Raw genomic sequence first — 15083 nt, 5'->3', positions numbered from 1 at the left:
ATTGAAAAAATGCCAGCCGATCCTCCATGGTCGTAGTTTGCTTGCTGGACAGGGCTTTAGCTTAATTGAACTACTGATTGCTCTGTTGGTGATCGTTCTGCTGACGTCTGTGGTGAGCCTCAATGTCGGTCGTGGCGGTGGAGCCATAGCATTGAAGGAGGATGCCAAACATCTGCTGGCACTGATGAATTATGTACAAACAGAAGCAGAGATGTCTGGGGCAGATCATGGTTTATACCTGGAGCAGAAGTCCATAGGCGGGGTTGAAAAGACCACGGGTTATTGGTTGCGCCGTTACGATCAGGGGTGGGCCGAGTCCCGAGGCGGCCGTGAGCTTTTGGCGCCCTTTGTTTTCGATGGAAACACCGAGCTGTGGTTGACCTTGGCAGAGTACCCAAACGTTGAAATTGGCGAACGTGATCCCGACCTGCGACCCTCACCACAGATTGTATTTTTTGCCGGTGGTGAGGTCACAGAGGGACGTCTCGAGTGGATGACTAGAGATACCCGCGAGTTAGTTTTTAGCCTTGAATGGAGTTTTTTCGGTGATTTCAATTTGTTGCCATCAGGTGAGAAGCTGAATGCTGAACAACGGTAAACTGAGGGGCCACAGCGGCTTCACTTTAGTCGAGGTTATGGTGGCCCTTGCGATTGTTGCAGTTGCAGTTCCGGCACTGCTGTTTGCACTTTTCCAGCAACTCGATGGCACGGAGTATCTGCGGAATCGGAGTATTGCAAATTGGGTCGCAACAGATCGATTGGCTGAGTTGCGATTAGTCGCTGCGAAACACGGCGCCCTTCCCAAGGGGGAGTTGTTGGGGGAGACTCGCGTGGCAGAGCGCGACTGGTATTGGTGGATCGAGCAACAGACGACTGAGATTCCGGGCTTTATACGCATCGATGTCAAAGTTTCTATCGAAGAGGATAGGACACAGCCGCTGCATACCTTGACCGCATTTCTAGCGTCAGGTGGTCGTCCGTGAGGAACTGTCAACGCGGATTTACGCTGATTGAAGTGTTGGTTGCCATGGCGATTACCGCTGTTATTGCAGTGCTAGCGTATGTGAGTTTGTCCACGGTGATCGCTGGTGTTGACTCGGTGCGATTGGAAGCTGAAAAGATAAACACAATGAATCGAGCTTTTCAGGTGCTTGCACGGGATATTCGTCAAGTCGTCAACCGTCCTATCGTGGATGAATTCGGCGGCAGGGAGTCTGCTTTGGAGGGTGGGCCCTTGGCGAGGCAGATGTTGGCGCTGACGCGAGCAGGTTGGCACAATTCGGTCGACCTTCCACGGTCTACGCTACAGCGCGTTGCCTATTATCTGGAGGAGGATCGGCTGATTCGAGCAAGTTGGTCGGTGCTTGATCGATCAAGTTCCTCAGAGCCTCGTGAAGTCACATTGCTCGAAGGCGTAGAGAGCTTTGATCTGCTATTTCTTGATGACATCAGTGCCCTACGCATCAATAGGGGAATTGATCTAGACCGTCGCCTGTGGCTTGAAAACTGGCTAGCCGACGTTTCTCAACCGAATACGGTGATTCAACTTCCTGCCGCATTAATGATCCGACTGGAACTTATGGATTGGGGTCAAATTGAGCGATTTTATGTGCTGCCCCCCCTTTAAAACTCAGCAAGGTGGAGCTGCGCTTATCGTGGCGCTGTTGGTGTTTGCTCTCGCATCGGCACTCATTGTCGGGTTGCAGCGAGAGTTTACGCTGCAGCTGCAGCGGGGCACCAACATTTTTGTCGCAGACCAAGGATGGTCCTATCTTCTTGGTGCCGAGGCGCTGAGTGCAGTCGCACTGCAGTTAGATGCAACCTCAGATTCGGGTCAAGATAGGCCGGTAGATGATTTGACTGAGCTATGGGCAAGTGATGCACAACCTTATCCATTAGCCGAGGGGGGGTGGTTACTTGGCAGTCTTGAGGATCTACAGGGTCGCTTTAATCTGAATGGCTTGGTCGCGTCGGGTAACGCTGATAATCGCTCAAACGATGATTCCTCGACAGAGTCGGCGGAAGTTGTGGGAGCAGGTTCCACTGGTACCCTTGCCACACCTCAATACAGCCAGCCGCAGCGACAATTCATCCGCCTCTTGAGGGCGCTTGAAGATGTCCAAATCGACCGGCAGCGAGCCATTAGTATTATGCAATCGGTCGTAGACTTTTTAGATTCAGACACCCAGCCGCTGCTCAACGGTGCCGAGGATGGCGTGTACGAACGTCAAACTCCATCGTACCGAACTGCGGGACAGCCTTTGGCGAGTGTCAGTGAGCTTCGTAGTGTCGCGGGAGTCACGCCTGAAATTTACGCAGCGCTTGCCCCCTTCGTAACTGTGTGGCCTAGAGAGGGCAGTGTCCTCAACGTTTTAACCGCATCAGCTACCGTGCTGCGCAGCTTGCCCGTTGATGATTTGCTTGAACCTCTCCCTAAAGAGGAGGGGCTGCGTCTTGTGGAAGCTAGGGCCGAGGGTTTTATTTTTTCGGTAGAGACGTTGCTGGAGGACGCGCTTTTCTCAGGGCCAGGAGGTGATGACTTAGCTGCCTTGCTTGGTGAGCGCAGTGACTGGTTTCTACTCTCAGCCTCCGTGGAGATTGCCGAGAGAGAGCTACGCTTGTACAGTGTTTTAGAGCGGGAGCGTGGGTCAGTTTTTTCCCGTTACCGAAGTCAGGGCGAGCTTTGATTAGCACAGAGGTCTCAACGGTTGCTTTCCGTCAAGGCTACGACGAACCCACGTCGATAAGGAAAAGGTTCGACCAGAATGACGGCGTCTGAAAATCCAGGTGTTCTTAGACTTGATGCGCAGGGTGTGCAGATTTGGCGTGCTGGTCAAAAGCCGGTAAGCATCGATGAGGTAGCAGAAGGCCTGAGGGCCCATTGTATTTTTGCTGTGCCAGCAGATCGGGCCCGATTGACGCAAATAGAAGTCCGGTCAGATGAACACCGCCATCTCAAAAAGTCGTTACCTTTTATGCTGGAAGATGAGGTGATCGACCCGGTCGAATCGATGCATTTTTCCTATGCGCCCATTGATGACAGCCATTATTTAGTGGCACTGACCTCACATGCTGAAATGACTTCTTGGCTGGAGCGGCTGGGTGATCAATTTGAGGGGCCCTTTTTTCACGAGGCGCTGTTGTTGCCTTGGCAGCCCGGTGAAGTCTGCGCAGTGGTAGAGGCGCACTCTGTGCTCCTTCGGTGGGGTGAACACCAAGGGGCAAGGGTAGAATACGATCTGCTGGCGCCGTTGATGGATGCTTTGCCTGCACCACCCGAGGCTGTGATCGTATATGGCGGCGACCAGGAAAGAGATTTAGCGCTCCTGCCCAACCTATCGCAGGAACGTGCGCAGTGGCGCCAAGGAGATTTTGGTACGGCTTTGATGCTGGTCGATAGCGCCCAAGGCTTCATAGACATGCGCCAAGGTGTATTTGCACCGAGCCTGCCTTTGAGGCGTTGGTGGCAAAAATGGAAACCGCTGACGATTGCGCTGCTTGTCGCCGTTGTGTTGCAGGTTGCAAGTGACATGGCGCAATACTGGCGGTTAAAAGAAAGCAATATCGCATTGCGTACCGCTATCGAGGCAAGCTATCGCAAGGCAAACCCGCAAGGGGCTTTGGTCGACGCTGAAAAGCAATTAGATCGTCAGATTGCTGAATACGCGGTGGGTGCCAAAGGACTGATGTTTACCCGCGTTCTTGATCGTATAGGCAGAGCCGTTTCTATGGGCGGGGAACTGACGCTCAGCAATATCAACTATAGCGACAACACGGGTGAGGTCAGGCTAGATTTGCTGGCGCCTACCTATGATGAAATTGAAGCCCTTCGAGAACGCTTTGCTGCCGGCGGTATGGAAGCAATCTTAGAAACATCCTCACAGCGGGGGGTGCAGGTAAGAGCGCGCCTCAGGGTGACGCTATGATCGTGCGTGATTGGTTCAGCGACCGTCCCCGGCGTGAGCAACTCTATTTGCTATTGATGATTCTTGCTGTCGGTGTTTGGCTGATCGTGCAGTTGATCATGTTGCCTGCGTCTGCTGCAAAACAGCAGATGGCACGCAACAATGAATTGGCTTCAGAGGTTCTCACTCGTGTTGATGCGAAAGCGACTCGGCTTATCGCCCTGCGCTCTGCGACGGAGTCATCTGATCGAAGCAGCCTCACAGCTGCGATCAGTCGAATCAGCAAGCTCGAGGGACTCGTCGTCAGGCGCCTTCAACCTAACAGCCGTGGCGAGGTGCAGGTGCGCTTTGAGTCAGTAGAATATGATGTGCTGGTCAAGTGGTTGTATCGATTAGAGGTCACCGAGGGGTTGTTGGTCATCGACGCGGCGATTGTGCGAAGCAGCGGCTCGGGTGGCGTCAATGCAACAATCCGCGTTGCTGATCCGAGGTGAAGGTGACCAGGCGTTCCACCCTGATCTTGCTGGGTTTGTTGATTTGCTTTTTTGTGGGACAAGCACCTGCAAGGTTAGTGGGGGTATTGCTGCCTGAACGGTTGGCGCTCGATGCTGTTTCAGGCTCGCTTTGGACAGGTAAGGCCGCCCGAGGAGTTCTTCAGCTGGACGGGGGAGCTTGATTCTTGGGCGGGTGAGTTGGCAGTTGTCGCCGCTGTCTCTTGTGCTGTTACAGCCTACGATCACGATAAGCGTGGATTGGGGAGGGCAGCAACTGGCCGGAGCAGTAACGAGGACGCTAGCGGGCACCGTTGTAGTAAGAGATTTCTACGCAAGCTTTGACAGTGGCTTGGTTCGTCAGTTTTTGCCTCTTTATATTGGTGGGCGTGTGATTGCTGACTTTTCTGAAATAGCGATAGCCTCAAATCAGGTCCTATCACTTGATGGAGAACTTGTTTGGGAGAGGGCTGTTTGGGCTGCAGCAGCTGGTGACGTGCCTTTGGGCGATTACCAACTGGTGGTGTCGGACAGCAAGGATGCTTTGCAGGGGCGCGTCACGACCCTGTCAGGAGCGCTTATTGTGGCGGGAGATGTTGTGGTCGCAGCAAGCAACTATAAAATAGATCTCGATCTGTCCGGGCCTGCAACAAGAGATCCAGAATTAGCCAATGCACTTCAACTATTGGCGGTCCCTTCGGCCACCGGATTTGATATGGTGATAGAAGGTCGTTTGTAGGGTGCAAGGCTTTGTGGGTTACCCTAGTGTGACGTCACTCGTTGGACTTTTGAGCCTATGGGTCATTGATGTGGGTGTCTCCGTCAGCGGGCATGATGAAGATGGCGGGAGTCAGTCCCGTTATTGAAAAGACCGCGGCGACTCCAATAAAGCATGACCTATAAAACACGCGCAGATTATAAAAAAGGAAATTCAAACAATGACAGCTGCTAGCGGTAGTGCACACTTCTCCAGTCGTTTTGCCTTCATTATGGCGTCGGTCGGGTTTGCCGTGGGCTTGGGCAATATTTGGAGATTCCCTTACGTTACGGGTGAAAATGGCGGCTCTGCCTTCGTTCTAATTTACTTATTTTGCGCATTTTGTATTGGTGTGCCCTGCTTGGTCGCTGAACTCGTTATTGGTCGTCGTGGACAGAGCAGTCCCCCCGAGTCGATGGCGCGTGTTGCTGAGGAGTCGGGTCGCTCTAGGCACTGGCGCTTCGTGGGTGGTATGGGTGTTCTCACGGCATTTGCGATCGCGATAACTTATGCGGTGGTGGTGGGTTGGGTTCTATCGTACTTATCCAAAGCCGCCATAACAGGTTTTGTAGGTGTCGATGCTGGCACTTCATCTCAGGCGTTTGATGCCTTGTTGGCGAACAGTGGTGGCATGCTGTTTTGGACGTTATTGGGCAATCTAATTGTGGGTGCGATTATCTTCTCCGGGGTGAAAGGGGGTATTGAGCGTGCGGTAACGGTGATGATGCCCCTCATGTTCGCGCTGCTTATTGGACTGAGCATTTATAACGCTTTTGCAGGCGGTTTTGTCGAGACATTGGAATGGTTGTTCACACCTGACTTCAGTAAAGTCGGGCCTGACACCTTGTTGGCAGCCGTGGGGCAGGCCTTTTTCTCTTTAGGAGTCGCTATGGGAGGAATGATGACTTATGGGGCCTACCTACCCAAGGGTTTTTCAATAACGCGCGCCGCTATTATTGTCGTTCTCGCCGATACTTTGGTGGCGCTGCTCGCTGGATTCGTTGTGTTTCCTGCGGTGTTTCACCACGGCCTAGATATTGCCAGTGGCGTCGGACTTATTTTCAAAACATTGCCTGTTGCCTTTGCCCAAATGCCGGGCGGACATGTTTTTGCGACGCTATTTTTTATCATGCTTGCCGTCGCCGGAATCACCAGCATGGTGGGCTTGTTGGAGTCGGTCACGGCATGGGTAAGCGAACGATTTGCATTACATCGTCACCTTAGCTCTGCTGTTGTCGTCGCAGCCGTAACTTTTTGTAGTGTCGCCAGCGTGTTGTCCTACGGCGTTTGGTCTGATTACACCGTTGCAGGGTTTAACTTTAATGACGTGGCGTTTGCCATTCCCGATAAGGTCTTATTGCCTGCAGGGGGTTTACTTATCGCCACTTTCGCCGGATGGTTTATGCTCAGGGAGCACAGCGAGGATGAACTAGGCACTACGTCTTTCGTTTATTCGCTGTGGCGTCAACTTGTGCGTTACGTGGCGGTTCCTGCCATTGCCTTTATCCTAATTTCAGGCCTGATCTAAGGAACTTCGATGTTAGCGACGCTTACTGACTGGTTGTGGACCTACGTCCTCATAGCGGCACTTTTATTAGTCGGGTTACGTTTTACTCTCGCGTCTCGGTTCGTGCAGGTCCGTTTATTTAAAGCGATGTTCGCCCAGCTTTGGGTAAGTCGCGCAGTCGGCACTAAACAGGGGATCTCTGGATTCCAGGCGCTGTTGGTGAGTGTTGCGGGCCGTGTCGGCGGTGGCAATATTGCGGGAGTTGCGGTTGCGATTACCCTCGGTGGCCCGGGTGCGCTGTTTTGGATGTGGCTTATTGCGTTGCTGGGAATGGCGACGAGTGTATTCGAGTGCTCTTTGGCGCAACTGTTCAAACGCCGTCATGGCGATAATGATTTTCGCGGTGGGCCGGCGTTTTATATGCGCTACGGTTTAGGCTGGCGCGTAATGCCGGTGGTGTACTCACTATTGCTTTTGGTCACGCTAGGCCTAGGTTTTAACGCTGTACAGGCTTACGCCATTACACAGTCGGTAGAGTCAGCTTTTGGCGTTTCTGCCTGGCAGACCGGAGCCGCGCTAACCACTTTAATGGCATTCGTGATCTTTGGCGGCATTCGTCGCATCGCCGTCTTCTCTGAGTTCATCGTGCCCCTAATGGTTTTGGGATATTTCGGCGTGGCCATGACTGTTCTCATCATGAATATCAGCCAGGTGCCCTCAGCATTCGCGCTTATCATGTCGTCGGCTTTCGGTTTTGACGAGGTAATTGGCGGGGGGATTGCCGCTGCAGTTATGCAGGGCGCTAGACGCGGCTTATTTTCCAATGAGGCGGGCTTAGGCACTGCACCTAACGTAGCCGCTGTGGCAGACGTCGCCCATCCTATGTCACAAGGCCTTATTCAAGGTTTGAGCGTCTTTATCGACACCATTGTTCTATGTACTTGCACTGCCATGATCATCTTACTTTCGCCCCTGTATCAGCCGGGGGCAGAGGGGGTTGAAGGAATAGCGCTAACCCAACGCGCCCTCGCTACTCATATTGGACCGATCGGTGAGCCCCTAGTGAGTATTGCTTTGGTGTTATTTGCCACCAGTAGTATCGCTTACAACTGTTATTTGGGTGAGAACAGCATCGCTTATTTTGACATCAGTCCGAAGATCACGATTAACTGTTTTCGCTTGGCTGTTTTGGCGTTGATTGCTTGGGCGTCGCTGCAAGATATGACCACGATTTTCAGCTTTTCCGACCTCACGATGGGGCTGTTGGCCGTTGTAAATCTAGTGGCCTTGTGGGCCCTGTTCCCCGTTGGAATGTCGCTTCTGCGGGACTTTGAATCACGGGGCGGCGTCTCTAATTCGACGTTTGATCACTCTCGGTTGCCGCAGCAGAATTTGGATCCTGAGAGTTGGCCACTGGTAGAGACGCCGGCCAAAACTGAATAAAGGCGATGATGATCATGGCCACGGCGCCCAAGAGCCATTTTGTCGGCGTCATTAGCGGGTCTCTGACAGGGTGACGTTGAAACGCTTAATGTCATCGCCACGTTTAGCGGTCAGTGAAATTGAATCTCCCACCTTGTACTTTTCTAGCGCTGATAAGTAGTCGTCTTGGCTGCGAATAGGTTGATCTTCAATGTGGGTAATGATGTCGCCAAGAACAATTTCACCCCGTCGATTTCGGGTGGCCCCCTGCATTCCGGCCTCTGCCGCTGGGAGTCCGCGAAGCACTCTTATGATCGCAACACCTCCAATGCCGTAACGCCGTGTCCAGCGGTCGCTGGCTAGCTCAACCCCGAGGACCGGACGCAAGATCTTGCCGTAAGCAATGAGCTGTGGGACGACTTCTTTGACTAAATTCACAGGAATCGCAAACCCGATGCCGGCACTGCCGCCGCTGGGGGAGTAAATAGCGGTGTTCACGCCTACTAACTGCCCTAAGGAATTCAGGAGCGGCCCGCCTGAATTTCCTGGGTTTATGGCGGCATCTGTTTGGATAACGCCACTGATTGTACGGTTGCTGGGAGAGCGAATCTCTCGATCTAATGCGCTTACGATACCAATAGTCAGGCTGGTATCGAGGCCAAATGGATTGCCGATTGCCAGTACTTTGCGGCCGACGGATAGTTCTGCAGAATCACCCAAAGGTAAAACGGTGAGGTCATCAGGTCGCTCTGAAAGTCGCAGTACGGCAAGATCTCGCTCAGGAGCAACTCCTACGACCTCCGCGGAAAAATCCTCATCAGCAATGGTTACGGTAAGTTTATCGGCGCCAGAAATCACATGAAAATTGGTGACGATCAGGCCGTCCTTGCTCCATATAAATCCTGAGCCAGCACCTTGAGGGACTTCAAGAACATTGGGTGAAAACATGGTTCGACGAAGCGCACTACTGGTGACCGACACCACAGCTGGGCTTGCCTGGCTAAAAATATCTGTCGTGTTTTTTTCGTCGTTTGTAGCAAAGGTCAAATAGTCGACCTCGGGACCTGCCCGCGAGATGGCGCTGTAAATCACACAGCAAGTTAGCAATATTACTGCGGGCCAATGCTGCAGGGCGTGGAGGAAAATTCTCATGGGTTTTGCAGTGCCATAATACGATCCTCAAGCGAGGGGTGTGATCGAAATAAATCAGCAAAGCCTGCCTTGCCTGGGCGAATACCAAAGGCGGTGAGTTCACCCGGGAGCTCGCTAGGGTGTCCCTGATCGGTACGTAACCGTTGCAAGGCTGCGATCATATCCTGCTGCGTGGTCAGGCCAGCTCCTGCCGCATCGGCACGATATTCTCGCCATCGAGAGAATTTCATCACCACCATGCTGGCCAAAAATCCCAGTGCGATTTCAGCCACGATGGTCACGATGAAGTAACCGATGCCGTAACCACGCTCGTTCTTGAAGACAACTCGGTCTATGGTGTGACCGATAATGCGCGCAGCGAACATCACAAAGGTATTTACCACGCCTTGAATCAACGTTAGCGTCACCATGTCGCCGTTGGCTACGTGACCCAGCTCATGGGCAAGTACTGCACGCACTTCGTTGGGGGAGAAGCGTTGGAGCAGCCCACTGCTCACAGCTACCAGAGCATCATTTCGATTCCAGCCCGTTGCAAAGGCGTTGGCTGACTCTGAGGGGAAAATGCCAACTTCTGGCATTTTAATGCCCGCTTGTGTTGCCAAACTGCCGACAGTGTCGAGTAACCATTGCTCATCTTGAGTCCTGGCCTGTTCGAGAATGACCGTGCCGGTTCCTCTCTTGGCCATCCATTTGGACAGTAGCAAGGAAATAATGGCACCACCGAAGCCGAAGAGCGCGCAGAAGACCAACAGAGCAGAGAGATTGAGATCTACCCCATTGGCTTCGAGTACGCCACTAAACCCCAGTAAATTGAAAACCAAACCTACCAAAACTAAAACAGCTAGGTTGGTGCCTAAAAATAAAAGAATGCGCAATGTCAGGTTTCTCCGGTTTAATTCTCTTCTGTTGTAGACATCGGGGTCGATGACGCTTTTTCAAGGGGCGTCACATCTAATTCCTCTTGGCCATTTTGCTTCGCCTCATCCTCTGCATCCGGTAATGGAATGCTCGAGACTTCCAATTTGGGCAGCTTACCGTCCACAAGGTTCAATGTGAGAATGTCACAACGAAGAAGCACGTCTTTAGAACTCAACTCAAAGACGCTGTTAACAGCTTCATCGCGGTGTGTCAGAGCGAGAACGCGACTGCTGTCTTGCCCATCGACCCAACGCTTACCCCGGCCCCAGTAATGGCCATGGTGATTACTAACAACAAAAACGGAGCTCATGAGATACCTTGGTATTTGTGACGTTACAGAGATTTATTAGCTAACTGATTCTTTGATCAAAAAATCTTTAGCTTCGTTGATTTTGGCGGCCAGGTAGTCATTTCCACCACGATCGGGGTGGATTTTTTGAATCAGACTTCGATGGGACGACACAATATCGTCTCGGGTGGCATCTTCACCTAAGCCCAGCACAGCGAGAGCCTCACTACGACTCATGGAGCTGGACGGGGCATGTTGGCTTGTATCGCCAGCTTCACCTTGCTGCCAGCCATCAGGGAAGCGCTGCTCCAGGTAGCTGAGCAAGAGTTGCTCTGAATCTGCATCCTGTTCTTGGCAGTAGCTAAGCAGCGTCTGGAGTTGTTCTCGAGTCATTTCGGCCAGCGTCCAGTCAGTGAAAGGGCCGTTAAGCACCTCTCCTTGAAGTTCACCGCTACTGTGATCTAGGGTCATTCGAAGTAAGTTGGTTTTGACTTCAGAATGCTGGCCAGTGGGGGGGGGCGTCTTGCGCGACCACTGTTGTAACAGCGGAAAGGCGCGTATCAATATCGGTAGGCTTTGACGTGCGGCCACTAACAGCCCGGTAAGGGCAGCACCAACCCAGTGCATTTTCCCCATGGCAGTCAGTACGATCGCAGCAAGTGCTGCAGCACCGAGTATCAGCTGAACATAGCCACCGCGGCGCTTGTGGGGCGGCATGGACTGAATTCGGCGCACGAGAAGCACTAGGGCTATGACAATGGCGAGTAGTAAGACGATTCTTGGCACGGTTGCGGGGTTTCCGTATTGGTGGCGCTGCTCTACATTTATTTGGGCAGCTGGGAAAGCAGCATTCTATCACTCTCAGTGCCGGATTGAGTGAGCGCCTGCCGGCCCCCCGTTGCGTAACGCGCGACTGCTGCCAGTAATCGTTGCAGCGTCTCCCCGCTATGCCCACCAAGAGCAGCATAGGCACCGCCACTGATACGGGCAATTTCAGAAAAAATACGTGTCGCCGCCGGATCAGATCCCTCTTGGAAAGTAAAAATCGGTTGCCCTTTTAAGCGGCATTGGCCAGCCAAGCCCAGTAAAAAGTCGGGCTGCTCTTCTACAGCGTCTCCGATGAAAATTAGAGCCCTCACAGGTGTTGCGGGAGTACCTATCTCGAGGTAGTGGCTGAATAAGCGAGCAATTTGCGTAGGGCCGCCCTCGCAGGCCACTCGATCCATACGGTCGCACAGCTCTTGTCCCGAGGTTAACCAAGGGCTCGCGTGAAACTCATGGATACCCCTGTAATAACAAAGCTGAACAGCCAAGCCGGATGCTTCGGCCGTGGCATTGTATAGCTCACGATGATGACGTCGCGCTGTCTGCCAGGTCGCCTCTCGGCTAGCGGTGGCGTCGAGGGCAAAAACCAATCTCGACTGTCGACTGCTAATTGTTCGTATGGCCTTGGCTTTACCGACGAAGGCTGCAACGTCGGACCTAGAGATTTTAGAGGTGATATCTTTGCTGATGAGAGGTTATCTTTGTTGTGAAGTGAAGTGATGATAAGACATTGATCGGCGCCGCCGGTCAAGTTTAACTCCGCGGAGTTTTGGCTCAGAATCACCCTGCTTTGGGTGTTAGCGCTTGTGTCTGGAGAAAGACACAACGAGCTGTGCGCATTCATGGATCAGTAGCAATCTAGCTGGCCCGCAGAAAGGATCTTTCTCGAAGCAATAGGCTTTGGACGTTTGCCGACGGCAACGGCTGTCTGTATTTGTGGCATTGAGCGGAGATTCGCTACACTCGAACCTCTTACACATATCCACCAGAGAGCTTATGAGCCTTTTTGATATTCGCCGTAAACGCGCATTACCCAATGAAGACACTGCTTTGGCCGGAAGATCGACACCGATGCCGGTTACTAACAATCATGCGATAACCGGGCGCCCAATTTGTCCGCCGTTCCCGGGTCACCTCCAGAGCGCCATGTTTGGTATGGGGTGTTTTTGGGGCGTCGAAAAAAAGTTTTGGCAGGCGCACGGTGTTTACACGACCGCCGTGGGTTATGCCGCCGGTGTGACGCCCAACCCCACCTATAAAGAGGTGTGCTCTGGACAGACCGGACATAACGAAGTGGTTTTAGTGGTCTATGACCCCGAGCAAACAAATTACCAATCGCTATTGACGCTATTTTGGGAGGGCCACAATCCAACCCAGGGCATGCGTCAGGGGAATGACCTAGGTACTCAATACCGCAGTGGTATTTACGTATTTGATGAAGCTCAACGCGAAGCCGCGATGCAAACCAAGGACCAATACCAGTTGGAGCTTACGGCCTCTGGGTTTGGAGAAATTACGACGGAGATTTGCGATGCCCCCAGCTTTTACTTCGCCGAAGACTATCACCAGCAGTACTTGCACAAAAACCCTGCGGGCTATTGTGGTTTGGGGGGGACGGGTGTTGCCTGCCCTGTGGGGACAGGGGTTTAAAAAAGGGCCTCAACGGGCCTGCCCATTTTTTTGATTTCAGACCTCGGCACCTCTGCTTAGATCGAGGGGCGTGTTGAATGGGTTAGGGCAGCGCCCTGCCCAATATGGCTGGAACCGCTGTATCCACGCTCAGAATGCGCGGTCCTAAACTTCTAGGTTGTGCGCCAACTGAGCAGGCTAAATCAACTTCGTAGGGAATAAATCCGCCCTCGGGCCCGATCATAATTAACTGTGGATCGTTGAAGGCAGCCTCCATGGAGGGGTAATTTCCAGGGTGCAGAATAAATATGGGTTTCCCATTGGCAATTGCCTCAAGGTGGTCTTGAATAAAAGGCTTAAACCGACGATGCAGTGTGACGGAGGGTAGTCGGGTATCACCACTTCGTTCAAGACCCGTGAGCAAGGCCTGCTGTATTTTTCGCGGCTGTAGTAAGGGGCTCTGCCAAAAGCTTTTTTCAACGCGGTAGCTGTGCACAATGTGGAGGTGTTGAACACCGAACTCTGCACAACTTCGCAGGATCCGACGCAGCATTTTAGGGCGGGGCAGTGCTAGCACTAGCGTTGTGGGGTGGGGTGGTGACGGATCTTCTGCGAGTTCAACCTGCAGTTTTAGGCTCGCCGCGTTAGCGTCGACAACCTTTCCAATCCCTTTGCCTCCGTTAATGAGGCCAACCCTGACCTGATCACCCTCGGTGCACTTCAAAACAGACTGTAAATGCTCATAACGCCTGCCAGTGAGTGTAATAGTATGATCAGATGAGAGCTCGCCAGCCTCAAATAAGACAATGTTCACCGCGGACTCTCTAGGTCATCCATAGATCGTAGTCATCGGCAGCAGACACCTCGCCTTCAACAAGATCCCCGGGCTTTAACCCTGGAGGCGCTGTGAGATAGACCACGCCATCGATTTCTGGCGCATCGGCCATGCTGCGTCCGACGGCACGCTCACCCTCAACTTCATCGATGAGCACGGCCTGCGTCGTGCCCACTTTATTGGCCAGCTTGGCTGCGCTTATGGTTTGTTGTTTTGCCATGAAGGCATCCCAGCGCTCCTGCTTCACGGCTTCGGATATAGGGTTGGGCAGTTCATTAGCGGTAGCGCCTTTGACCGGGGAGTACTGAAAACAACCGGCTCGATCAATCTGAGCCTCATCGATAAAATCGAGAAGTTGCTGGAACTCATCATCCGTCTCCCCCGGATAACCTACGATGAAGGTGGAGCGTAACGTGATATCAGGGCAGACATCTCGCCAGCCCTTGATGCGCTCAAGCGTTTTTTCCGCGGCAGCGGGTCGTTTCATGCGCTGTAGCACCGTGGGGCTACCGTGCTGGAGAGGGATATCAAGGTAAGGCAGAATTTTTTTCTCAGCCATCAGGGGAATCAGAGCATCAACGTTGGGGTAGGGGTAGACATAATGCAGTCGTACCCAGATGCCGAACTCTCCCAAAGTCTTAGCAAGCGTCAGCAAATCCGATTTAAGGGGTCTGCCCTCCCAAAAATCTGTGCGGTATTTCAGGTCAACACCATAGGCACTGGTGTCTTGGGAGATGACCAGCAACTCGCGGACACCGGCTTTAACCAAAGCCTCGGCTTCGCGCATGATGTCACCAATAGGCCGACTCACCAGATCACCCCGCATGCTGGGAATAATGCAAAATTTGCAGCGGTGATTGCAGCCCTCTGAAATCTTCAAATACGCATAGTGCCTTGGGGTGAGCTTTATTCCTTGCGCGGGAATTAAGTCGTTCAAAGGATCGGGTTGGCGGGTCATCGGTATGACCTCATGTACCGCACCCACAACCTCTTCGTAGGCTGCAGGTCCGGAAATACCCAAGATATTGGGGTGGAGATCTTGAATGCGCTGGGCATCATCTCCTTTGCCCATGCAACCAGTGACAAGGACTCGGCCATTTTCCTGCACAGCCTCGCTTATCGCTTCGAGTGATTCAGCTTTGGCGCTGTCGATAAATCCGCAGGTGTTAACGATCACAACGCCCGCATCCTCGTAGTTCGGTGTGACTTCGTAGCCGTCAAAGCGGAGCTGAGTGAGGATGCGTTCAGAATCCACGAGTGCTTTTGGACAGCCGAGGGATATAAAGCCAACTTTTTCGGGGTTCGTGGTCATAGCGTTCTAGGCCGTCTGAGGCAGGATGTCTTGGTGTAAAA

17 protein-coding genes are annotated in these 15083 nt (G+C 52.8%); 10 read left to right on the top strand and 7 right to left on the bottom strand.

Annotated features, from left to right (window positions below; genetic code table 11):
- Position 1: 1 nt before the first annotated feature.
- From ACMAY6_RS11575 to ACMAY6_RS11535, 9 genes are all read left to right on the top strand, one after another.
- Positions 2-598 (top strand): prepilin-type N-terminal cleavage/methylation domain-containing protein, encoded by a 597-nt coding sequence (locus tag ACMAY6_RS11575; RefSeq protein WP_435212011.1) that lies wholly within the window; start codon positions 2-4, stop codon positions 596-598.
- The gene (gene gspI, locus ACMAY6_RS11570) at positions 582-983 is read left to right on the top strand and encodes a type II secretion system minor pseudopilin GspI (protein ID WP_435212009.1); all 402 of its coding nucleotides are present in this window, start codon (positions 582-584) and stop codon (positions 981-983) included. Before ACMAY6_RS11575 ends, gspI begins: the two co-directional genes overlap by 17 nt.
- Positions 980-1627: a type II secretion system minor pseudopilin GspJ gene (gene gspJ / locus ACMAY6_RS11565; RefSeq protein ID WP_435212008.1), complete on the top strand. Its 648-nt coding sequence runs from the start codon at positions 980-982 to the stop codon at positions 1625-1627. The genes gspI and gspJ overlap by 4 nt, the downstream gene beginning before the upstream one ends.
- A complete protein-coding gene (gspK, locus tag ACMAY6_RS11560; RefSeq protein ID WP_435212006.1) occupies positions 1596-2687 on the top strand; it encodes a type II secretion system minor pseudopilin GspK in 1092 nt (363 codons plus the stop codon). Before gspJ ends, gspK begins: the two co-directional genes overlap by 32 nt.
- Positions 2688-2765: 78 nt before the next feature.
- Positions 2766-3926, top strand: a complete 1161-nt coding sequence (gene gspL, locus ACMAY6_RS11555) for a type II secretion system protein GspL (RefSeq protein WP_435212004.1) — start codon at positions 2766-2768, stop codon at positions 3924-3926.
- The gene (gene gspM / locus ACMAY6_RS11550; protein ID WP_435212003.1) at positions 3923-4399 is read left to right on the top strand and encodes a type II secretion system protein GspM; all 477 of its coding nucleotides are present in this window, start codon (positions 3923-3925) and stop codon (positions 4397-4399) included. Before gspL ends, gspM begins: the two co-directional genes overlap by 4 nt.
- Before the next feature lie 178 nt (positions 4400-4577).
- The gene (gene gspN, locus ACMAY6_RS11545) at positions 4578-5135 is read left to right on the top strand and encodes a type II secretion system protein N (protein WP_435212001.1); all 558 of its coding nucleotides are present in this window, start codon (positions 4578-4580) and stop codon (positions 5133-5135) included.
- A gap of 199 nt (positions 5136-5334) precedes the next feature.
- Positions 5335-6681, top strand: a complete 1347-nt coding sequence (locus ACMAY6_RS11540; RefSeq protein ID WP_435211999.1) for a sodium-dependent transporter — start codon at positions 5335-5337, stop codon at positions 6679-6681.
- Between the two features lie 9 nt (positions 6682-6690).
- Positions 6691-8103 (top strand): alanine/glycine:cation symporter family protein, encoded by a 1413-nt coding sequence (locus ACMAY6_RS11535; protein WP_435211997.1) that lies wholly within the window; start codon positions 6691-6693, stop codon positions 8101-8103.
- A gap of 51 nt (positions 8104-8154) precedes the next feature.
- On the opposite strand, the gene ACMAY6_RS11530 is transcribed toward ACMAY6_RS11535, so the two are convergent.
- The 5 genes from ACMAY6_RS11530 to ACMAY6_RS11510 are packed head-to-tail and all read right to left on the bottom strand — an operon-like array spanning position 8155 to position 11856.
- Positions 8155-9234 carry a S1C family serine protease gene (locus tag ACMAY6_RS11530; RefSeq protein WP_435211995.1) on the bottom strand — a complete coding sequence of 360 codons (1080 nt, stop codon included), beginning with the start codon at positions 9232-9234 and terminating at the stop codon, positions 8155-8157.
- A complete protein-coding gene (htpX, locus tag ACMAY6_RS11525) occupies positions 9231-10109 on the bottom strand; it encodes a protease HtpX (protein WP_435211993.1) in 879 nt (292 codons plus the stop codon). The genes ACMAY6_RS11530 and htpX overlap by 4 nt, the downstream gene beginning before the upstream one ends.
- Positions 10110-10126: 17 nt before the next feature.
- Positions 10127-10462, bottom strand: coding sequence for a heat-shock protein HtpX (locus ACMAY6_RS11520; RefSeq protein WP_435211991.1), 336 nt, complete (start codon positions 10460-10462; stop codon positions 10127-10129).
- Between the two features lie 36 nt (positions 10463-10498).
- Positions 10499-11227, bottom strand: a complete 729-nt coding sequence (locus ACMAY6_RS11515) for a molecular chaperone DnaJ (RefSeq protein ID WP_435211989.1) — start codon at positions 11225-11227, stop codon at positions 10499-10501.
- Positions 11228-11265: 38 nt separating this feature from the next.
- On the bottom strand, positions 11266-11856 hold the full coding sequence (locus tag ACMAY6_RS11510) for a hypothetical protein (protein ID WP_435211987.1): 591 nt from the start codon (positions 11854-11856) through the stop codon (positions 11266-11268).
- A 406-nt stretch (positions 11857-12262) separates the two neighbouring features.
- On the opposite strand from ACMAY6_RS11510, the gene msrA reads away from it, so the two are divergent.
- Positions 12263-12916 (top strand): peptide-methionine (S)-S-oxide reductase MsrA, encoded by a 654-nt coding sequence (gene msrA / locus ACMAY6_RS11505; RefSeq protein WP_435211985.1) that lies wholly within the window; start codon positions 12263-12265, stop codon positions 12914-12916.
- A gap of 82 nt (positions 12917-12998) precedes the next feature.
- On the opposite strand, the gene ACMAY6_RS11500 is transcribed toward msrA, so the two are convergent.
- A complete protein-coding gene (locus ACMAY6_RS11500; RefSeq protein WP_435211983.1) occupies positions 12999-13709 on the bottom strand; it encodes a 16S rRNA (uracil(1498)-N(3))-methyltransferase in 711 nt (236 codons plus the stop codon).
- Between the two features lie 10 nt (positions 13710-13719).
- A complete protein-coding gene (gene rimO, locus ACMAY6_RS11495; protein ID WP_435211981.1) occupies positions 13720-15042 on the bottom strand; it encodes a 30S ribosomal protein S12 methylthiotransferase RimO in 1323 nt (440 codons plus the stop codon).
- Positions 15043-15083: the final 41 nt, after the last annotated feature.

It is taken from the genome of Luminiphilus sp. nBUS_16 (assembly GCF_051201645.1).
Classification (GTDB): domain Bacteria; phylum Pseudomonadota; class Gammaproteobacteria; order Pseudomonadales; family Halieaceae; genus Luminiphilus.
Note: the sequence above shows the minus strand (reverse complement) of the source record. Positions and strands in the feature narration are given on the sequence as shown.